At 55.4% G+C, this 21,501-nt stretch carries 18 protein-coding genes and 1 pseudogene; 15 read left to right on the top strand and 4 right to left on the bottom strand.

All coding sequences use genetic code 11. The features are described from left to right. The 3 genes from P8Z34_14785 to P8Z34_14795 all read left to right on the top strand — a co-directional run. A partial coding sequence (locus P8Z34_14785) for a response regulator (protein MEJ2551939.1) occupies positions 1-275 on the top strand: 275 nt, incomplete at its 5' end. A gap of 143 nt (positions 276-418) precedes the next feature. Next, a complete protein-coding gene (locus P8Z34_14790; GenBank protein ID MEJ2551940.1) occupies positions 419-697 on the top strand; it encodes a response regulator in 279 nt (92 codons plus the stop codon). A 2-nt stretch (positions 698-699) separates the two neighbouring features. Continuing rightward, positions 700-2,637: a GAF domain-containing protein gene (locus tag P8Z34_14795; GenBank protein ID MEJ2551941.1), complete on the top strand. Its 1,938-nt coding sequence runs from the start codon at positions 700-702 to the stop codon at positions 2,635-2,637. 79 nt (positions 2,638-2,716) lie between these two features. On the opposite strand, the gene P8Z34_14800 is transcribed toward P8Z34_14795, so the two are convergent. Next, positions 2,717-3,127: a hypothetical protein gene (locus P8Z34_14800; protein ID MEJ2551942.1), complete on the bottom strand. Its 411-nt coding sequence runs from the start codon at positions 3,125-3,127 to the stop codon at positions 2,717-2,719. 37 nt (positions 3,128-3,164) lie between these two features. Here P8Z34_14800 and P8Z34_14805 point away from each other — a divergent pair, with 37 nt between their 5' ends. The 8 genes from P8Z34_14805 to P8Z34_14840 all read left to right on the top strand — a co-directional run bounded on the left by P8Z34_14805 (position 3,165) and on the right by P8Z34_14840 (position 13,235). Continuing rightward, positions 3,165-3,485 (top strand): hypothetical protein, encoded by a 321-nt coding sequence (locus P8Z34_14805; protein ID MEJ2551943.1) that lies wholly within the window; start codon positions 3,165-3,167, stop codon positions 3,483-3,485. A 29-nt stretch (positions 3,486-3,514) separates the two neighbouring features. Beyond that, positions 3,515-5,782, top strand: coding sequence for a GAF domain-containing protein (locus P8Z34_14810; protein MEJ2551944.1), 2,268 nt, complete (start codon positions 3,515-3,517; stop codon positions 5,780-5,782). Beyond that, entirely contained in the window at positions 5,779-6,813 is a 1,035-nt protein-coding gene (locus P8Z34_14815) for a GAF domain-containing protein (GenBank protein ID MEJ2551945.1), read from the top strand. Before P8Z34_14810 ends, P8Z34_14815 begins: the two co-directional genes overlap by 4 nt. A gap of 14 nt (positions 6,814-6,827) precedes the next feature. Next, positions 6,828-8,189: a GAF domain-containing protein gene (locus tag P8Z34_14820; protein MEJ2551946.1), complete on the top strand. Its 1,362-nt coding sequence runs from the start codon at positions 6,828-6,830 to the stop codon at positions 8,187-8,189. After that, a complete protein-coding gene (locus P8Z34_14825; protein ID MEJ2551947.1) occupies positions 8,186-8,953 on the top strand; it encodes a ParA family protein in 768 nt (255 codons plus the stop codon). Before P8Z34_14820 ends, P8Z34_14825 begins: the two co-directional genes overlap by 4 nt. After that, a complete protein-coding gene (locus P8Z34_14830; GenBank protein MEJ2551948.1) occupies positions 8,934-10,484 on the top strand; it encodes an ATP-binding protein in 1,551 nt (516 codons plus the stop codon). The genes P8Z34_14825 and P8Z34_14830 overlap by 20 nt, the downstream gene beginning before the upstream one ends. Before the next feature lie 117 nt (positions 10,485-10,601). Further along, on the top strand, positions 10,602-12,263 hold the full coding sequence (locus tag P8Z34_14835; GenBank protein MEJ2551949.1) for a pyridoxal-phosphate dependent enzyme: 1,662 nt from the start codon (positions 10,602-10,604) through the stop codon (positions 12,261-12,263). A gap of 36 nt (positions 12,264-12,299) precedes the next feature. Next, the gene (locus P8Z34_14840) at positions 12,300-13,235 is read left to right on the top strand and encodes a DMT family transporter (GenBank protein ID MEJ2551950.1); all 936 of its coding nucleotides are present in this window, start codon (positions 12,300-12,302) and stop codon (positions 13,233-13,235) included. A 233-nt stretch (positions 13,236-13,468) separates the two neighbouring features. Here P8Z34_14840 and P8Z34_14845 read toward each other — a convergent pair whose 3' ends face one another. Together P8Z34_14845 and P8Z34_14850 are read right to left on the bottom strand one after the other, a co-directional pair. Continuing rightward, a complete protein-coding gene (locus P8Z34_14845) occupies positions 13,469-15,244 on the bottom strand; it encodes a GEVED domain-containing protein (protein ID MEJ2551951.1) in 1,776 nt (591 codons plus the stop codon). Between the two features lie 331 nt (positions 15,245-15,575). Continuing rightward, positions 15,576-16,010, bottom strand: a complete 435-nt coding sequence (locus P8Z34_14850; protein ID MEJ2551952.1) for a GNAT family N-acetyltransferase — start codon at positions 16,008-16,010, stop codon at positions 15,576-15,578. Positions 16,011-16,219: 209 nt separating this feature from the next. On the opposite strand from P8Z34_14850, the gene argF reads away from it, so the two are divergent. Together argF and pyk are read left to right on the top strand one after the other, a co-directional pair. Further along, the gene (gene argF, locus P8Z34_14855) at positions 16,220-17,137 is read left to right on the top strand and encodes an ornithine carbamoyltransferase (protein MEJ2551953.1); all 918 of its coding nucleotides are present in this window, start codon (positions 16,220-16,222) and stop codon (positions 17,135-17,137) included. A 13-nt stretch (positions 17,138-17,150) separates the two neighbouring features. After that, positions 17,151-18,653 (top strand): pyruvate kinase, encoded by a 1,503-nt coding sequence (gene pyk, locus P8Z34_14860; protein MEJ2551954.1) that lies wholly within the window; start codon positions 17,151-17,153, stop codon positions 18,651-18,653. 126 nt (positions 18,654-18,779) lie between these two features. Here the strand turns inward: pyk and P8Z34_14865 are convergent, their stop codons facing one another. Continuing rightward, the gene (locus P8Z34_14865; protein MEJ2551955.1) at positions 18,780-19,256 is read right to left on the bottom strand and encodes a hypothetical protein; all 477 of its coding nucleotides are present in this window, start codon (positions 19,254-19,256) and stop codon (positions 18,780-18,782) included. A 300-nt stretch (positions 19,257-19,556) separates the two neighbouring features. Between P8Z34_14865 and P8Z34_14870 the strand changes: the two are divergent. After that, positions 19,557-20,563 (top strand): annotated as a pseudogene (locus P8Z34_14870) (hypothetical protein). 214 nt (positions 20,564-20,777) lie between these two features. Next, positions 20,778-21,501, top strand: a 724-nt coding sequence (locus P8Z34_14875) for a methyltransferase domain-containing protein (protein MEJ2551956.1), incomplete at its 3' end; no start/stop codon positions are given.

Consider the following 21,501-nt stretch of genomic DNA (forward strand, 5'->3'; position numbering starts at 1 on the left):
AAGAAGGGTTGGAACTCGCGTTTTCCGAACAACCCGATTTGATTCTCGTCGATATCAATTTACCTGAAATCGATGGTTTGACGTTTACGCAGCGACTGAAATCCGAACCCAAATTTGCAAGTATTCCCATCGTCGCCCTGACTGCGAACGTATTGCGCGGGGATCGAGAACGAAGTCTTCTGGCAGGCTGCAACGGCTACATCCAAAAACCGATTGACGTCGACCTGTTTCCGTCGCAGATCAGACACTTCATTAAGCAACCCACGCAATCGTGAAGACGAGAGTTGCCTCGATGAGCACTACGATAAAAGATCTGGTTGTATTGATCGTGGAAGACAACGTGGCAAATTTTTCATTGATGGCTCGGTTACTGAAGCCCATGGGTGTCTGTTGTGAGTGGTAGTCATCCGGATACGAGGTGGTCGAATATGCAGATACGATCCCCCATGTCGACTTGATTTTGATGGACATCCGCCTGCCGTACGAAGACGGGTACGAAGCGCTGCGAAAACTGCGTGCATCCCGCTTGAAGGATATTCCGGTAGTTGCCGTGACCGCATATGCAAGTGAAGCGCAAATGAAGAAAGCACGAAAAGCCGGCTTCGATGGCTTTATCGGAAAGCCGCTCGACGCCGATCGCTTTCCAGAACAAGTTCACCGTATCGCCTCCGGTGAACAAGTATGGGAGTTGGAATAGCCGTGTTTCAAAGAATACAGACCAACATACGTCAAAGAATTGCCGAGTTCGAACAGGGCACCAGCCTGGGGCGAAGATTAATCGCCGTACTCTTGCCGTTGGTGCTCGTCCCCGTGATCATCATGGGGTTGGCCGCATATCTCCAAACTCGCAACATCGTGCGGGAGCAGGTCGAAGATGATCTGGTCTCCCGAATCAACGATAAATTGTTCGACCTCACAGATTGGATAACCGTTCGAGAAGAGCAGTTGATCATAGACGCCGGAGAAAACACCATACGCGCCCGTGTTTCCGAATTGCTCGATGAGACGGAAGGCAGCGTACTCTACGACGATAGGCAAAACGATTTGCGCGCCATCCTGGAGAATAAACGTATCTCCACAACCAACATCCTGTTCGATGATTATCTCGTTGCCCGGGCTTCAGACGGCCAGATTCTCGCTGCCACACAGCGGCAGTGGGAGGGCGAATCCATCGATGCGGAAATGCTTCGGGAGATGTTGCTCTCGCAAACCTATACCTACGCCGCCATCGATCATCCCTTGTTCAGAATCTCCGAAGAGGAAAATTTCGCCATCCTTACCTACGATCCGTTCAGCGTCAGCGAGAGCGGTCTCAAAGAAGCCGTTCTCATCGGCGTGAGTACGAATTATTTCAAGACGGATATCGTTGAAGACATCCAGCGCAAGTGGCTCGTGCCGCAGGACAGCGAGGCAGAGATCGTTAACGTCTACATCGTGGCGGAGCCGAATATTTTTCTCGAGATTTCACCCAGCGGCATGATTGCCCTGCAGCGATTCAACAGCAGCCACCCTGCGCTTTCGCATCCAAATTTAACGACACCTCGAACGCAAGAATACGAGGACATTTTCGGCGAAAGCGTACTCGGTTCGTATGCCTGGATACCGACGGCCGGGATCGGGCTGGCCGTAGAACTGCCCCGTAGACTGTATCTATCCGAAATTAACTCGCTTGCCCCCTTCTCGATCTTGCTAATACTACTGGCGACGTTGTTTACGGTCATCGTCGTACCGTTAGCCAGCAATCGTCTGCTGCGGCCGCTTTCAAAATTGACAGAATTTGCGCAACGCGTGGCGCGCGGCGATTGGCAGTATCGCGTGCCCGTCGAGAGTGATGATGAAGTCGGTATGCTTTCCCAATCTTTGAACATGATGGCCGAGGAATTGAGCCAATCCTATCGCTCACTGGAAGACAGGGTCTCCGACCGTACACGCCAACTTCGAATTGCCTCGCAGGTCGCGCGCGTGGTTATTTCGTCACCGTCGTTGGCGGACCTTCTACGGCGCGGTGTCGAACTGATTAAATCGCAGTTCGGCTACTACCACGTTTCCATCTTCTTGATCGATGAAGAAGGGGAAAATGCGCAGCTCGCTGAATCGTCTGGCGAAATCGGCCAAGCGCTCAAAGCGCGCGGTCACAGTTTGAGAGTCGGCGGGCAATCGATCATCGGATGGGTCACGGCCAACAATCAGCCACGTATCGCCTACGATGTAACGCAGGACCCGCTGCATCTCGCCAACGAGCTGCTCCCGGAGACACGTTCGGAAGCTGCGGTTCCTCTTCAAGTTGCGGGACGTGTGTTGGGCGCGCTCGACGTACAGAGCACCGAAGCGGAAGCGTTTTCACCCCAAGACATTGAAATCCTGCAGACGCTGGCCGATCAGTTCTGTGCTGCAATCCAGAACGCGAAATTGGCCATCACTTCGATCACCGCCGCCGATCGTGCCCGCCTCATGAGCCAGGTTACACAGGAACTCAGCCGGCAGATGACGGTCGAAGATGTTATGCAAACGACGGCGAAATCCCTTCATCGCGCCCTGGGCCACCCTGAAATCGTCGTTCGTATGAATACAGCACAATCCGAATCGAGTCTTTATACCGAATACCCCACATCAAGCGAGACGGATCTGGAAGCTTGAAATCAACTACGGGAATGAATGGACCATGAGCCGAACCATCGTCGCCATCACAGGAGCATCGGGTTATCTAGGTAAATTACTAGTACCTACGCTGCAAAAAGACCGAAAAATCGAACGCATTATCGGCATCGATGTTCAGCCCCCCATCGATCCGCCAAAGTCGAAGAAGTTCGAATTCGTCCAGACGGATGTACGCGATGCGGGAATCGTCGAGGCGATCAAAGGTGCAGACGTCTTGATTCACATGGCGTTCAAGCTTTGGCGTCTGCCCGATTCGGAGGATCTTGAGGAGATCAACATACGTGGATCCTACAACGTTTTCGACGCGGCCGTGCAAGCAAAGGTCAAGAAATTGATCTTCACCAGCAGCACGGTCGCCTACGGTATCCGTGCGGACAATCCCATGCCGCTCACCGAAGAGCACCCGCTGCGTCCAAACGAGAAGCTTTATTACAGCTGGCAGAAGGCGGCCTGCGAAAAAAGACTGCACGCGATACACACCTGCGCAGCTCGTTCACGAGGCCGATGTGATCCAGGCGCTGCGCATGGCCATCCACAACGATCTGCCCGGTATCTACAACGTCACCGCCGACGAAACACAAAGCCTGCGCCAGGCTACCCAGTCGAGAGGCGGACGCGTTCTGGCATTGCCGCTGTTCATCATCAAGCCGCTGCTCTGGCTTTTATGGCGGACGGGAAAGACGATCGCAGCACCGGAATGGATACTGATGAGTTTGTATCCGTTCATCGCCAGCAATGACAAATTACGCGCCGAAGGGTGGAAACCGAAGTACACCACTCCGGCGATCTACGATTCCATCGTTGAAGCATTCGGCAAACCCAGCTAGCCAGCCAGCAAAGATTTGGAAGGAAAATCATGCTCGATCGATTGAATAAAATTCTCGCACCCACATCGGAAAATCCGGAAATCGCACATCGGCAGTACATCCTCAACATCGTGCTGCTTGGGCTTGCGGGTCCCGGATTTCTGTTCGGCCTGATCATGACCGGATTGTGGTTTGCAGGATTGACACCCGTAGCTGGCGCGATCTCCGGACTGGGCGTGCAGCCTTTCTACGTTCTGGCCTATTGGCTGGGCAGGCGAGGTAGACTCAACGCCGCGGGCTACATACCAACCATGGTGATCTTCCTGGTGATGGCCGCATCCTCCTTCATCGTGGGAATCGGCCACGTCACCATCATCGGCTTCGCCATGGTCATATCCACCGCAGGAATTCTGATCGGATTGAGCGCCTCCATTCTCTTCACGCTGCTCAGCGTCGCCGCCTACGCTGCCGCCGGTTTTGCCCAGTTGAACGGATTAATTCCCAATGCGATGTTCCCAACCACATCTGTCGCCGCAGACGCGATCGGATTGGGTTTGGGCCTGGTTGTGATCGTAGTCATGAACTGGCTTTCGATGCGTGAGATGGAAAACGCGCTCACCCGTGAACGCACCCTCGCAAAACAACTGCAGACTCACAGCGTCGGCCTGGAAGAGCTCGTGCAGGAGCGCACGGCCGACTTGCAGCGAAGAGCACTACAGCTGGAGACGACCGCCGAGATTGCCAAGATCACCAACGAGATCCGCGATCCATACTTGATCATCTCTCGTACCGTGGACATCATTCGCGAGCGCTTCGGGTACTACCACGCTTCGGTGTTCACCATGGACAACACCGGCAACTGGGCCGAACTCACTGCCAGCACGGGCGAAGCAGGACGGCGAATGCTGTCCAGAGGTCACCGATTGGGCGTCGGCAGCGCCAGCATCGTCGGCTGGGCGACCGGGAATCGCTTGCCTCGCGTGGCCAACGATGTCTCGCAGGATCCTTTCTACTTCGCCAATCCCCTGCTTCCGGACACACGTTCCGAGATGGCCGTACCCCTGTTGATCGGCGATCAATTGCTGGGCGCTCTCGACGTACAGAGCCGTGAAACAAACGCCTTCTCGGAAGCCGATGTGCGCACCATGGAAGTCATCGCCGATGAGCTTTCATCTTCGATCGAGAGTTCGACAACCCAACTCGAGATGACGGAGGAGTTGGAGCGCCTCGAAAACATCATGCGAGTTCAAACGCGAGAATCCTGGCAGCGGCTGAGTCGAAGCAATCTGTCTCCCATCATCCATCTCAGCCCGTCAGGAGAAATCACCCCACTCGTAGATGAGGAATTCCCTTCCATCGACGTTGCGACCGAAACCGCTCAACCTGCGCGTACGGACGACGATCGTGAGATTGCCGTGCCGATCATCGTGCGCGGCGAAATTGTGGCCACGATCGCTGCACGTAAGCCTTTCGGAGAAGAAGGATGGACCGACGATGAAGTGGCCTTCTTCGAAGCCGTTGCCAGTCAAGCGGCGCTTTCGATGGAGAACGCTCGCCAGCGCACGGAAGAGCAGCGCAGGATGAACGAACTCGAAGTCCTGAACCGCGTGAGCCAGGCCGTATCACAAATGATCCAGCTGGATACGCTTTTCAGAGTCGTGCATCGCCAGATACGTCAGATCCTCGGCGATACCGATATGTCGGTGGCGATCTTCCATCCCGATAGCGTGACCATCAGCTTCCCCTACACGGTTGAACGTGGAGAACACATTGAATTGCCTCCTATGCCGTTGGGCGAAGGGCTGACTTCCACCGTGATCCGCTCGCGCCAGCCGTTGCTCCTGGTCGAAGACACTGAACGTATCGCCTCGGCACTGGGAGCGAAGCAACTCGGCGTTCCGGCAAAATCCTGGCTTGGCGTTCCCATGTTGATCGGTGACGACGTCGTCGGTGTGATTACGGTACAGGACCTCGAATATGAGCATCGCTATACTGAAGATGACGTTGCTTTGCTGAGCACGATCGCCAGCCAGGTGGCAGCCGCCATTCAGAACGAACGGCTGCTTGGACAAGTCCAGCGCGCTGCCAGGAGAGAACGCCTGACGAGAGAAATCGCCAGCAAGGTACGCAGGGCTCCTGATATGCGCAACATACTGCAAACTACGGCCCGTGAACTCAGTCAGGCGCTGCACGCCGCTAAAATAACCGTTAGCCTGGGCGAATCGAAAAAGAGCGATTTGCCAAATGATTTACTAGAAAACGGCGACGATCAGGAGACAAGTGATAGCGACTCGTCCTCCGAGGAGTTCGTCCTATGATCCCGAGAATTGCACTTTTCTATTCCCGTATACGCATGCAAATTCGCCGCATCGGATTTGCCACCAAAATGGCGCTGATGTCGCTGTTTACGGTCTTCATTCTTTCACTCGTTCTGCTGCTCTTGTCCAGGGTTATCACGGTCCCCATCACTTTCTACCTGATCAGTATCATATTGATGGTAGTCCTGATCCCCCTGGTCATACTTTTTATTGCTCGTAGAGCGCTGAATCCGTTAGTGAAAGTGACGGATCTCATCGAACACATTTCCCGCGGAGAATGGGGTCACCGCGTCGAAGTCCATTCCGAAGATGAATTCGGGAAGTTGAGCCATTCCCTCAACGAGATGCTGGACGAACTGCAGAATACCTATCGTGCGCTGGAAGACCGCGTGCGCGACCGGACACAATTAATCCGTTCGGCATCGGAAGTGGCGCGGAACGCCGTTTCCATCCGGGATTTCAATCGACTTCTCATCGAAGTCGTCAATCTCATCTCGAGAAGATTTGGCTACTATCACGTCGGCGCATTCCTGCTCGACGAACTCGGAGAAAACGTCGTATTGCGCGCCGCGTCGTCCGAAGGTGGTCAGCGCATGCTCAATCGCGGCCACAGCCTGACGGTGGGAAGAGTGGGCATCGTCGGATACGTTGCGGGTTCCGGAAAACCGCGCATCGCTTCGGACGTCGGGGTCGATTCGCACTTCTTTGCCAACCCCGATCTTCCCCACACGAGGTCCGAAATGGCACTGCCGATGCTGGCAGGCGACAAATTGGTCGGCGTGCTCGACGTTCAGAGCACACAAGCGAACGCTTTCAGTGACGACGACGTTCTCATCCTGCAAACCATCGCAGATCAATTGGCCGTATTGGTGGAGAATTCTCAACTACTGCAAGATCAAGTGAAATTTTCTTACACACTTCATCGAATCATCGAAATCTACAATCGTTTGTCGAGCGAGACAGACTACCCGAAGCTGTTGAACGCGAGGAAATCATCGTTCAGAGCTCCGCCGCCAGTGAAGCGAGATTGAAGACTCCTGTAGGTATGAGTATGCCGCTCGGCCAGGGGATCTACGGCCGTGTTATCGACGCCAAGTCGCCTCTGGTAACGGTAGGTACGCCGCAAAGAACGGCCACTGGCGTCACGGCCTCCCTCGAAGGGTCACCCACCACGATATGTGCACCTATTCTTTCGAGCGGCCAGGTTTCCGGCGCGCTCGCCGTCACTTTTGAACGATATCGTCCCGGCGAGCGAGATATCGAAGTATTGGAAATGCTTGCCAACCAGGTCTCGATTGCGCTCGAAAACACGAAAATCATGGAAGAGATGCAGCAGAGCCTGCAACACGTCGATGCGCTGCTGCAGCAGCAGACGACCGGCGCGTGGGACGACCTTTTCGATTCAATGCGGGCGATCGATCAGGGAACCGTCGTCGAATACGGTGGCGGCCAGAACGTCATGGATCTGCCGGACGACGCGCCGGCACTGGCGACGGACATCGAATTGCGTGGCGAAATCATCGGCAGCTTGAACATTCTGCGGAAAAGCACGGACGATTGGACGGACGACGACCAGGCTATCCTCGAGGCCGTAGCCGATGAAGTCGCCGGCGCCCTCGAACAAGCTCGTCTCATGGAAGAATTGCAGCGCCGAGCTACCCAGCTGCAGACGGCCGCAGAGGTCGCCCGAGACGCAACGGGCTTGCTCGATCTCGACACTCTTCTCGGAAGAGCCGTCAACCTGATTCGCGAACGATTCGACTTCTATCACGTTGGCGTGTACTTGCTGGACGAAAACGGCGAGAACGTCATTATCAAAGAAGCCACCGGCGATGCGGGTGAAGCCATGAAGCGGGAAGGATTTTCACTCCCCGTCGGAGTGACTTCGGTGACCGGTTATGTCGTCCAGGCGGGTACTTCCTACGTCGCACACGACGTTACCCAGGATCCCCATTACCTGCCCAATCCACTGCTGCCGGATACCAGAACACAGTTGGGCATTCCCCTTCGCATTGGAGATTACGTAATCGGCGCAATGGACGTTCAGCACACCACCCCACATACCTTCAGCGAAGACGATATCGCTGTGCTTGAGATTCTCGGCGACCAGCTTGCCGTCGCCGTGCAGAACGCGAAAAACTACGAGGAAGCGCTTCACCGAGCGAAACGCGAGCAGGCCGTCATGGATATTACGATGAAAGTCCGTTCCAGAGCGAACATCGATGACATGCTGCGCACAGCAGCAAAAGAGATGCAGCAAACCCTCGGCGCCCGGCGCGTGAAAATTCAATTGGCCGAAGATATATTGCACCCCGATGCAGATGGAGACGGTGCGAGTGAAAGCCATCGCCCTGCTGACGACTCCCTGGACTCCGGGGAATCATTCACAGAAGAAGGAGCGGCATGACCTGCGTAATCACGATAGCCAACGAAAAAGGCGGTGTCGCAAAAACAACGACGGCGGTCTCCCTGGGCGCTGCGCTGGCACAGGTTGGGCAGCAGGTGCTCGTCGTCGACCTCGACCCGCAGGCAAATTTAACGCTGGCTCTGGGCATCAGACCCAAGAGCGTGCACCGTACGATCACCGATATCCTCCTGGGTAACCAGGACATCGATTCGGTATCTCAAGAGACCGGGGTCCCCGGGCTGTTCGTAGCGCCGTCGAATCAAGATTTGAGCATGGCGGAACGCTATCTCACCGTGCGGGACGGCTACGAATTCATCCTGCGGGGAGCGCTCGCAAATGCTTCGTCGCACGATTTCATCATAATTGACTGCCCGCCGGCGCTGGGTCCCGTGACGCATTCTGCACTGGTCGCAGCCAATCTGCTCATCATTCCCACGCAATGTGAGTTCTTCTCGGCCAATGCGCTGCGCGATATGCTCAACATGATCCGCTCGGTACGTCAGAATTCCAATCCGCAGCTGCATTACCGGGTCCTGATGACCATGGTCGATCTGCGCAACCGGATGCACCGCAGTCTGCTGGAACAAATCCACAAGGCTTTCGGCACGGCTGTTTTCAAGACGATCATCCAGACCGATACGAGATTACGCGAAAGTCCCTTGTTCAGCCAACCGATCACTGTTTATGCGCCGAGCAGTCGCGGCGCCATACAATACAGTGAACTTGCGAAGGAAGTTATGAAATATGTCCACGAATTCGCTTGAAAACCTGCGCAACCGTCTCGAAAACCTGCTCTCCGGGCTGCTCGAGGTCACGCCCCGAACCGGCACCCTCGATGCGGAAACCATCACGGCTTCCCAGAAACTGGAGCCGGAAGGTTTTGTTTTCGAAACCGACCTGGAAGGGAAATTCGTCTGGAGCAGCCCGGAAGTCGAACGCATTCTCGGCCGGTCCCCCGAGGTACTTGAAGGCACTTCGATAAGTGAAATCGCCTTGTCTCCCGATAAAGTAAAGGATTTCCAGGATCGCATTGAATCCGGACAACCAATCTACAATTTCCGGGTCCAAGCGCGCAATGAGGAAGGCAAGCTGTTGACCTTGCTTTTCAACGCTCTGGTTCGAGCCGATCCAGCCGGCATCCGCCTGGGTTATCGCGGCGTAGCGCAAGCCATCTTCTTCGAAGAACCTCTCCCGGCACAGGAAGGCGAACGAGTGGACACCGCCCAAATGACTGCGATGCAGTATCTATCGTCCGGCATATTCTGGGGAGAAACCGCGGGGTACATCGCCGATGAAGTGGGCACGAGAAAACTCTCCCTTCCCGAGGACGGTATTACTTTGGATGAAACCCCCGACGACAATGTCCTGCGTGTCCCCATCCGCGATCAAGATCGCGTGTTCGGCGTAATCGAATTGGAAAAATCCCACGATACGACTCTTTGGGACGTCGCAGAGCGAGACATCGCCGAAGGCGTAGCCGACGATCTCGCGCTTGCCTTGCAAAGCGCACGTACGCACCAACTGACCCAACAAGCGCTGGACGAAATGCGCGAGGTCGACAAACTAAAGAGCCAATTCTTGGCCAACATGAGTCACGAACTGCGCACGCCGCTCAACTCCATCATTGGATTTTCGCGCGTCATCCTGAAGGGAATCGATGGGCCGATCACGGACACCCAGGAACAAGACTTGAATGCCATTTACAACGCCGGCCAGCATCTGCTTGGTTTGATAAACGACATGCTCGATGTTTCCCGGATCGAAGCCGGTAAAATGGAATTGACTTTCTCGGAAGTGGATGTCAAAGAAATCATCCGCGGCGTGTTGGCGACTGCGGTTGGCCTGGTCAAGGACAAACCCATTGAGATCCACTCCGACGTCCCGGACGATCTTCCACTGATCTGGGCAGACAATATCCGCGTGCGCCAAATCTTGCTCAACTTGCTCTCCAACGCGGTCAAGTTCACCTCCGAAGGCAAGATCGGGCTTACCGTAACAGTCGAGGGCGAGGAAGAACCCGAGCAGCTCTTGATATCCGTTTCCGATACGGGACAAGGGATCGCAGAGGAGGATCAGGAGAAGCTCTTTGAGCCGTTCTCGCAAGTAGACGCTTCTCCGACGCGTAAAACCGGCGGTACGGGCCTGGGATTGTCGATTTGCCGCTATCTCGTAGAGCTTCACGGTGGTGAAATCTGGGTCGACAGTACGCCTGGCGAAGGCAGCGTATTTTCTTTCACGCTGCCCATAAAGCCCCCCGAGTCGCTGCAGACGGATGCAAATTCCAGCGCTGAATAGCCGGGAAACACAGATCGTGCCGAATCTTGCTGGTCAATTCAAACCAGCCAACCGCGTTGCTGCCATCCTCCTCGGGTATTCTGGGAATCCCGATCCTTTTTTCGTCGATCACTTCCGATGACTCATCAGCTGAAAATCGTCTGCATTGATTGCGGCGAGAGCACTCCCTTCGACCCCCTCGAGTTCACCTGTCCGGCTTGCGGCAGCGCCTGGCGTCAGGCCGAGTACGATCTCAAATTCGCACGTCGGTCCTGGTCCGAAAATTTACCCTCGCGGCCCTTCGATCTTTGGCGTTATCAAGAACTACTTCCCACACAAAATCCGCAATCGTCTCTGATGATGGGCGAAGGGGGATCGCCCTTGCTTCGAGCCCAGAACCTCGGCCGCCTGTTGGGTCTGCCCAACCTTTACATCAAGGACGAGCGCCAGGGACCGACGGCATCTTTTAAAGACCGGCAAGCCGCGCTGACCGTCTCGGTGCTCCTGGAGGCCGGGCTCAAGGAAGCCGTCGTCGCATCCACCGGCAACGTGGCTATCGCTTTTTCCGCATACTGCGCCAGAGCAGGCGTGAAATTGTGGGCGTTCATCACCAGTCTCGTACCCGCACCCAAAATGCACGAAGTGGCCATCTACGGCACGCGCTTGATCAAGGTAGCCAGCACATACGACCAAACCAAACATCTTGCAGCCCAGTTCGCCCAGGAGCGCGGGCTATACATCGATCGCGGCGTCCGCAGTATCGCGGCCGTCGAATCGATGAAAACACTGGCGTTTGAGATCGCGGAGCAATTGGGAAACGAAGAAGGGGTCGCCACATCGTGGCGCGCACCCGATTGGTATATACAGTCCGTCAGCGGCGGAATTGGACCCGTCGGCGTGCTGAAAGGCTTCACGGAATTGCTGCACATGCAGCATATCGAAAAGATTCCTGCGATCGCCTGCATTCAAACAGCCGGATGCTCGCCCATGGCTGACGCTTGGCACAAAGGATTGGAACAAGTTGTCCCCGTATTGTCCCCCAACACGCTGATCTCGACGTTGAGCACCGGCGATCCGGGACGAACATACAGCCTGCTGCGAGGGCGCATGCTGGCCGGATCGGGCGGCGCGATGGAAAGCGTAACGGACGAAGAAGCCTTTCAAGCCATGCACACCCTGGCCAAGATGGAAGGTTTATCCATCGAACCGGCCGCGGCCGTTGCCTTCGCCGGGCTGATCAAGATGGTGCGTAACGGCAAGATCCACCCGGAAGAAACGATCGTCGTCAACTGCTCCGGGCATACGATGCCCATCGAGAAGAGCCTCCTGGCCGACGGATGGGCGCAGGACGTCGTTCTTCCGGATTATTCGACGCTGGAACAACCCGAGGAAGGGTTGCTCGCTGCGCTCGAGCACCTCGATTCGGAACGTATCCACGACATCCTCATCGTCGACGATCATGCCGACGCGCGCTTGTTGATCTCCCGTATCCTTCAGGCTCAGGCTGATTACAACCTCGTAGAGGCATCCTCCGGCATGCAAGCGCTCGAATTGGCCGAACAGAACCCGCCCGATCTCGTCATCCTGGATCTGATGATGCCGGAAATGGATGGTTTTTCGGTCCTCGAACGGTTGAAACAAAGCTCCAAGACCATCGACATCCCGGTTATCGTCATTACTGCGAAACAGTTAAGCGTCCACGAGAAAGAGCGCCTGCGCGGGAAAATCGCACGCCTCCTCACCAAAGGGGATTTTCTCAGTGAAGAGCTGCTGGCTGAAATCGAGCGCATCCTTGGATGAACGGGTAAATATGTTGGAATGGGGGTGTGAGTCACTTTGAATGCGGACATCCAGAATCGCCGCGGTGTTGCCATTGCAATCAGTTCCGCGGGTTTGATCGGCTTGACGCCGATTTTCGGCAAGCTGGCCATCCAGGCGGGGATGTTCTCGATTTCCGTCGTCGCCGCCCGCACCGCTGCAGCGTCAATCCTGCTCTTCGTGGTGATGCTTCTCTTTCAACGCAAATATTTATATATTTTCCCGGTCGGTTTCGTCGGTTGTATGATCGCCGGCAGCCTTAACGGCCTGGGATCGTTGTTCTTCTATCTCGGTCTGGCCCGGGTCGACGCAAGCTTATCGCAGATGCTCTTTTCGCTGTATCCTCTTTTCGTTGCCTTTCTGCTTTTCCTGGATGGGTTAAAGCATTCGAAGATCACGCTCCTGGCTTTGCTGTTCAGCATCCCCGCGGTGTATTTCCTGACCCGGGCTTCAACGGTCGGAATCGATCTTCATGACGCGCTTTACCCTCTTCTGGCCGGTCTGTTCTACGCGCTGCACATTCCCATCAACCAGCGCGTCTTGTATGAAGCGCCGCCGCCGACGGTCACGCTGTACACCCTTTTCGCCATGACGATGGTGGTAGTTCCTGCGGAGTTGATTTTCTCGCCGACAGTTTTCAGCGTTCCCCAGCCTGCTCTGCTTCCACTGATCGGCCTGACGCTGGTCACTTTTTTCTCACGCCTGGCATTATTTTCTGGCGTGAAATCGATCGGAGGCATGCGCACCTCGCTGCTCGGCTTGGGCCAGGTGTTGGTTACGGTTAGTGTGGCATATGTATGGCTTGGTGAAACCCTCACCCCACATCAATGGCTCGGCGCTCTGCTGCTGGTGACAGCGTTGATCCTCGTCGGCATGGATAAGCCCATCGCTTCACCGCTCCGCTCTCGAGGTTGGCTGCGCTGGTTGAGCCCCAGATTCCGGCGGAACGACTGATCCGATCTGGTCATCGCAGAAAAGTAGTGACGTCCTCCCAGAGTAGTTGAGCTGGCGGCGTCGAACGACCTCGAACTCTCGAGGCACCGTTTTGCCGCTGTGCAGCTCGGCTTGACGCCCTTGGAATGCGTTTCCGGAGGGGAGAGAGGGGATATCCGAACTCGAACTACTCGAATTGGGGAGCGAGGGATGAGTCATCCCTCGCTCCTCAGGATTCTTTTAACGATCGATTGCTACTGCAACGGCTCCCCGCAGTCGGTGAACCAACCCAACGTGCCATCCTCACGCTGAACGAGGTGGAAATCGACCTGCGATGTGGAGTCGGCAGCAGTGAAGTAGACCTCGACTATAAATACGTCTTCGAAGCTGGTTGAATGTCCATCCATCTCCCATAACCACGAAGCGAGTTCTTTTACATTGAGGACTTCAAGCCGGGTCGGTGTTTCGATGATCGAACCGATGTAAGTATGGCAGGCTTCGTCTCCGTAGAGGTCGGTCACCGCCGGGTGGAGCAGATCGAACAGTGCCCCGGCGTCTTTAGTCTGGAACGCTTTGTTGAAGGCGAACACGAAGTCACCGATTTCCGTCGTGCCGCCCACCGGGGTACTTTCGCCTGCGGTAACACTCACCTTCACCGAGTTCATGGCATTCAGGGATGGATCGTAAACCATGTATTCCCCTTCGATGTTATCCACAGAGACCTCGTAATTGCCGTACGTATAAATGGTAAACTCGGCGTGCGCAGTTCCATCTTCATCCGTCGTGACAGTTTGGGTTTCTGAGCCACCAGGCCCCTTCATGGTGAGATCGATGTTTGCATTCGCCATCGGGGCCGGATCGTCGCCATAAACTGATGCATCCACCAAGACCATACTGTAGCCCGAATAGTGTACGTAGGATCCCTCCATGGCCAACACGAAGACGCTCATATCCTTCGGAGTGCCTTCGAAATTAAATTCCGATGAGCTCTCGTCGGTGTATCCGGTGATGATGCCGCCATCAACCGAGATGGATTTTGGATCCCTGGATGTGATCACGAACCTCCAAGTTGTCGGTGTTTTGCCCGGACCTGAGGGGCACGTCACTGCTACGGGAGCGGTCAAAGGACCACCTACAGGTGCAGGATTACAGCGTCCCGCAAATACGGGAACGTTGCCACCGAATGGGCCAACCAGGGCGTAGGTAAATCGACCATTTCCTCCAAATACATTGCAGGTGACCATCTGGCCGGGGCGGTAAGGACCGTCGCAATCCACCATGAGGATGCCGGTCTTCCCCCCGCCGAGATCCGGCAGGCGGATGAAATAATCCTCGATTTCGCCGGCGCTGAACTCACCGGTGCCGTCCCAATCCGGGGGCACCATCTCCTTGGTGAGCGCGATACGCATGAACGCGCCATCGGGCAGGGTATTGCCGTTAGAGAAGGCGAAAGGCTGTGTTGTGTACGGCGTGGTCACGCCTGGGGCGACCTGAACGATCTCGTTCTGGACCGCCCACTCCATTTCGCCATTTATCCCGCGCCCGCCCCACTCGCCGTCCAGGTTGAGATCGATCACTGCGTTCAACCAGTACGTCCCGCCCGAGCTGCCTTGCGGACCGTTCACAAGCACGGTGAGTGTCGTTGGCGGTGGGATGGCGGTAAGCGTGATGAAGAAGTCGATCAACCCATCGTCCGGATCGGTGTTGGTCAAGTTGGGTACGCCGTCCGGATCGTTGGGATCATCAGCATCTTCCTCGGCGCTTATGCCGGGGCCGAGTGTGGCTTCTCCCGTGTCTAGCGTCCGAGCGCCATTCGAAGCAAAGGTTGTGGGAAAACTGCCGGTCTGCGCGAAACCGGCCGGATAACCGGTTGGGCCGCCCTCGGGAGCATCGCCATAGTCTCCTGTCGGAGCTCGGCCGGACGGAGGCCCACTACCACCACCTCTGCTCGACGGTGAATTGCAGCCGGAAACCAGCAATACCATTGCGATGCATAGGAAACAGAACTTCTTGAGCTGATGAACGGTCATTTCCCACTCCTTTAGCAGATTCTCCCCCTGCTTTCCAATGACGCACATTTGATTTCCATCGATCGAAGCGTTTGAAATTGGAACCGGATCTCTATTAGAACACCAGTGCATTTGACGAGGCTGCCTGGAGGGGACGCACTGGTGGCGAATAAATAAGATGCTCCTTCTCCCGTCAATTGTGGAGAAGAACTGCCACGTAATTATCGCATAATCCGGTTGCTGAGCAACTCGGTCCGTCAGTCTGATTAGCATCTCAGCCTCCCCCACGAAAAGCCTCAGTGTAATCAGTTCGCTCAGTGCCTCAGCGGTTCAGGTCCACTTACAACCAGAATTAAAGTTCCTTCTTCAAGTAATAGCGCGCCACGTTCCCGGGATAATCGTCGATCAATCCGAAAACGGAGAAGCCGTGTTTCCTGTAGAATTCAATCGCCTGAAAGCTGAACGTGTCCAGATGGATGAACGTGCACCCGAGTTCTCTGGCGTGCGACTCCACCCTGTGCAGCAACTCAGATCCAATTCCCTGATTGCGCAACTCCTTATCGATCCACAAGAGTTCCACTGCCATGCAACGCAGGTAGATCTTGGTCAAGATTCCGGCAACCACCTGATCCTGCCCGTCTTTCAGGACGATGCGATAAGGTTCGTAGGGAGGATACTCCAGCATCGGACCGCTGGTCTTGTTGTATTCGATGATTCCTTGCCACAACAAATCGACTTCTTCCTGAGAAGCCCCCTCGTGAAACGAGTACGATCGATCCAGTTTCATGACGACCACCTCTGTCGAGAAAGGTTTGGTATTAGAATTACTGCGTCACAGCGCACTGCGCTATGCTGCCGATAGTATTTACAATCGTTCACAGGTGTATATCATAAATTCGCCGGATTCGAAGAGAATTGGTGACTTTCGCCCATACTTGGATTTCGCGGCTGTGCTATACTCCAGCCGATACCAACGCCGGAAACGGAGAATGTACGATGAATAATTTCCTTGCTATTTCGGATTGCACGAGTGAAGAGCTTAAACGGCTGCTCGACCTCGCCGTCCGCTTGAAGAAGGAGCGACGCGACGGAGGAAACAAGCCTGTGTTGGCCGGCAAGAACCTGGCCATGGTTTTCCAGAAACCAAGCCTGCGCACGCGTGTCTCCTTCGAAATGGGCATGCGCCATCTCGGCGGCGATGCACTCTACCTCTCACCCGATGAGATCGGCCTGGGAAAACGTGAGGCGATCCGCGACGTCAGTCGGGTGCTATCCGGTTACGTGGATGGGATCATGGCCCGCGTCTTCGCACACGAGCACGTACTCGAATTGGCGCGCCACGCCAGCGTGCCGGTGATCAACGGGCTGAGCGATTACAACCACCCCTGCCAGGCCATGGCCGACGTACTCACCATACTCGAACATTTCGGATCGCTCGAGGGGATCAACATGACCTACGTCGGTGACGGCAACAACGTGGCCGTCTCCTTGATCTTCGCCTGCGCATTGTTGGACATGAATTTCACCATCGCCTCACCGCAAGGGTATTCCCTTCCGGAAAGCGTTTTTTCCGAGGCGAGATCACTGGCGGGTAACTCCAAACTCGAGTTCCGCGCACTCGAAGACCCACACGAAGCCGTAATAGGCGCTCAGGTGATCTACACGGATACCTGGGTCAGTATGGGGCAAGAGGAGGAAACGAAAAAACGCCAAGAAGCTTTCCCGCCCTACCAGGTCAACCAACAACTCGTCGCCGAAGCCGATCCGCAGGCCATCGTGCTGCACTGTTTGCCCGCCCACCGCGGCCAGGAGATCACCGATGAGGTGATGGACGGCGAGCAATCACGCATTTTTCAACAAGCCGAAAACCGCATGCACGCCCAGAAAGCCATCCTGGTCGAACTACTTCGCTGATTGCAGCAATTTGGTGAGTAATGATGAAATCGAACAACCGGATCTCGACCTTACGAATAAAATCCCATACACTTTTGGTGCGCTCATGAATCGACGTGCCAAAATCGTCGCCACCATTGGACCCGTTTCGATCGGTGTGGAATGCCTCAAACATCTCGCCGAAGCCGGCATGGACGTCGCCCGCTTGAATTTTTCCCACGGCGATCACGAGTTCCACGCCGAAACCATCCGCCAACTGCGCCAGGTAAGCGAGGAGACGGGCAAGGCCATCGCCATCCTGCAGGACTTGAGCGGTCCGAAGCTGCGTACGGGCAAACTCGAAAATGACGAACCCGTACGGCTCGAAGCGGGAAATAAACTCACCTTGACGACGCATCCTGTCATTGGAACAAAAGATCGGATTTTCGTCGACTACGCTGCCCTGCCCGCCGATGTTAAACCCGGAGATCACATCCTGCTCGACGACGGCAGTATCGAGTTGTCCGTGCTAAAAACGACGGAAAACGAAGTGCAAACGGAGATCGTCAACGGTGGAATTCTTGGCAACCACAAGGGTATAAATCTTCCGGGTGTCGTCTTGTCGGCACCGGCGCTGTCAAAACAGGACCTCGACGATCTGGCTTTCGGCATCGATCAAGGGGTCGATGCGGTGGCGCTTTCCTTCGTGCGCCGCGCCGAAGATATACATACGCTGCGCGGCGCCATTGCTGCGTGCTGCGCCGAGCGTCAGGATTTGCCCATCATCGCCAAGTTGGAACGCCCTGAGGCGGTCGCACGCCTCGATCCCATCCTCGAAGCCACCGACGGCGTAATGGTGGCGCGCGGCGATCTGGGGGTGGAAGTTGCGCCGGAGCGCGTACCCTCGATTCAAAAAGAAATCATCCAACGCGCCAACGAAGAACACCGTATCGTGATCACTGCCACGCAGATGCTGGAATCGATGATGGAGAATCCCCATCCCACGCGTGCCGAAGCCTCGGATGTAGCCAATGCGGTTTTCGACGGAAGCGACGCCCTGATGCTCTCCGGGGAAACCGCGGTGGGCAAATACCCCATCAAAGCCGTCGAGACCATGGCGCGCATTATTCTCGACGCGGAAGCGCACATGTCCAAATGGGGACAAGACTTCTACAACAGCACGCTGGAAACCGACGACGACGCCGTCGCCACAACGCATGCAGCGCGCATGTTGGCGCACGACCGCGACGTGGCCGCCATCGCCGTTTTCACCCGTTCGGGCCGCACGGCGAAATTGATGTCCAGCGTGCGGCCGCGCGTGCCCATCTGGGCTTTCACCCCCGATTCGACGACCTATCAGCGTATGGCACTGTTATGGGGCGTGCAACCGTTCCTCATGCCCATGGCAAATTCGGTGGAAGAAATGATCGAGCACGTGCGCACATCCAGCCTGGCTTCAGGGTTAACCAAACCGGGTGATCAAGTCGTCCTGGTAGCTAGTTTTCCGATTGGCGCGATGGGCATCCCGAATTTCACACTGCTGCATCGGGTGGAATAGCAGAGAAGTCGAACCGCTGCGACGCAGTTGCATACTACGTAGTTTTCGCCACGCTCGCCGCGCGACAGTCGACGCTAATTCATAGATAGAGAAGTGGTGCATATTGGGGAAAGGAAACGGACGGGGTTAGATCTTCTTGACGCTGTCACCGACCCGAATTTCTCCAACCCGGATCACTTTTGCACAAATGCCACGTAAATGCAGCTCCTTGCCTGCTATTGAGTTAACAAACTTCGTTGCATCCGTACCAAATCGTTGCGCAAATTTTTTACAGCCGGTGTGGGGTATCGCAGTCACTTCTATGATGGCCGTACCCAGCGCAAGGCGGCTTCCCGGAGGTAAGTTTTCAGAACTGAGGTCCATATCGATATACAACTGATCGCCGGCCAACGGCCAGCGTCCTCGATCCTGAGCCATCAGCGCGATCGCGCGTGCGTTCATAACAGTAAGTTGTGCATCCGGATTGGGAGGCTCTTCTGCTGCCCGAAAACTGCCGCGGGTGCTCCAGTTATCACCTACGAGGCCTTCGTGCGGGTCCAGCATACCTTCCTGCAGCACTTCGCGTGCATCGATCTGCGGACGCCGCACGATCATTTCAAGCACACCGCCATCTTTGGGTGATCGGCGTATTTCATCCAATCCGGATTCAAGTTCCGCAAACGTTAGGTAGGGTGCATCCGTCATTGTGAATCACCTTTAGACATGTTGTTTGTGACTATTTCATTACTGCTGCGTCCACATCTCGAACCAGCATACAACGTTCACAGTGGAGATTCAAGCATCTTAACCGAAAGATGATTATAATCAGGCGAAGCACGTGCGTTTCCAGGGCAATGACCGCAGCATATAATTTTGCCTCTCAATAGTAGTTGCCACGAGATAATACCCAATTGGAGTCCGTCAATGCTCGTCATCCTGCGCCCCAACACGAATGAAAAATCGGACGAATTCATCCGGACCTGGGATTTTTTGTCTCATCTCCAGAACATAAAACTAAAAAAACACATCGTCACTGGAAAACATCAAATCCTCACGGAAATCTACCTGCTTGGTGATACATCCAGGGTTGATCGACAGCAGATCGCGGCGCTTCCCGCCGTGGAACGGGTGATAAAAATTTCCGAGGGGTACCGCATTCTCGGCCGCCATCACGACAACAAACGCGCAGTCGGGTTTGAGTACAAAGGCGTGCAATTCAATCAAGACAACCTGCACGTGTTCGCCGGTCTTTGTGCGGTGGACAACAGAGAACACGCGGAGCAGATGATGAAAGCGCTGCAGGAAAATGGCCAGTACTGCACGCGCATGGGCGCCTACAAACCGCGCACCAATCCTTATTCCTTTCAAGGCCATGGAAGAAGCTGCCTGCACTACATTTTCGAACTGGCTTCGAAATACGGCATCAAGATTATCGCCATGGAAGTCACACACGAGCGTCAGATCGAAGAAATCAGCGCTTGCCTGGAAGAAACGGGATGTCCCACCGGCGTGATCCTGCAGATCGGCACGCGCAACATCCAGAATTTCGAGCTGCTCAAGGAGATCGGACGTCAGCAGGAGTTCGAAACCCGCACCGTAACTTCGTGGACTTCAGCCACGTCCCCGTGGTTAAACGTCTTACCCGCATGCCCGTTTGCGTCGACCCATCGCATTCGGTCGGCGTGCGCGACAAAGCGCCGGATGGTTTGCTGGAGATCTTCCACGCCACGGCGCAAGGAATCATCGCCGGCGCCAACGCCGTCCTGGTCGATTTCCACCCCGAACCGCACACGGCCCTGGTAGACGGCCCACAAGCGTTGTATCTGGATGAGTTACCGGCCTTTTTGGAGGACATACGCATCACGCGCGAGGCCTACGAAAAACGGCGCCGGCTTACCGAACAACTCGTCGATCATGATGATGAATCGTGAGAAACCGCTTGGTTCGATCCCATCACCAAACCCATCCGTTTTCCCCATGCGATGGACGTGCACAGGTTTACTATCGTCGAGTGGCCTCTCTCGTTTCGAAAATATATCTGTAGATTGTCCTCCTCTTGTCCGGCAATGCTGCTCAGCCAGGTTTAAGCTTTCAACAACCATCTAACTCATCCGGGAGTTAGAGATCCCGCAAAGGAAATCCAAAATGAAATCAAAACCGGAATTCTTCGATTTTGCAGCCGAAGTCGGCCTGACGAAACACATCGGAAGTCTCGAAGCAACTAAAAAATTACTCACATTATGCGACATCGAGAATGCAAAGACGGTGCTCGATGTCGGCTGCGGCGCGGGCGCCACGCCGGCCTTCATCGCCCGTGAATTCGGCTGCCGTGTGTTCGGCGTGGACATCAAAGCGCGCATGGTCGAGCGGTCCAACGAAGCCGCCGCTCGAGCCGGCGTCTCGGATTTGGTCGAATGCCGGGTCGGCGACGCCCAGGATTTACCTTTCGAAGACGACTTTTTCGACATCGTGATCACCGAATCGGTGACGGCCTTTCCAAAGGACAAACAAAAAGCCGTCAACGAGTACGTGCGCGTGACCAAACCCGGCGGCAGCGTGGGATTGAACGAGACGACCTGGCTACGATATCCACCGGAACCGGGGATGGAAGCCTGGGTCGAGCAGGACATCGGCGGTAATGCCAAACCACAGACGACGAAGGCTTGGATTGCACTGCTCGAGAACGCCGGTCTGCAGGAAATCGAAAGCAACGTCTCCCCAATTCAGCTATCCGAGGAAGCCAGGAGCCTGATGGGACGATACGGCTGCCGCGGCATGCTGCGTATCTTCCGGCGTCTGATCGGGCTATATGTACGCAGCAGCAACTACAGGGCGTTCGTGAAAAATCTCCGTAAGGAAGAAGTCATAC

It is taken from the genome of Anaerolineales bacterium, assembly GCA_037382465.1.
In the GTDB taxonomy this organism is placed as follows: Bacteria; Chloroflexota; Anaerolineae; order Anaerolineales; family E44-bin32; genus WVZH01.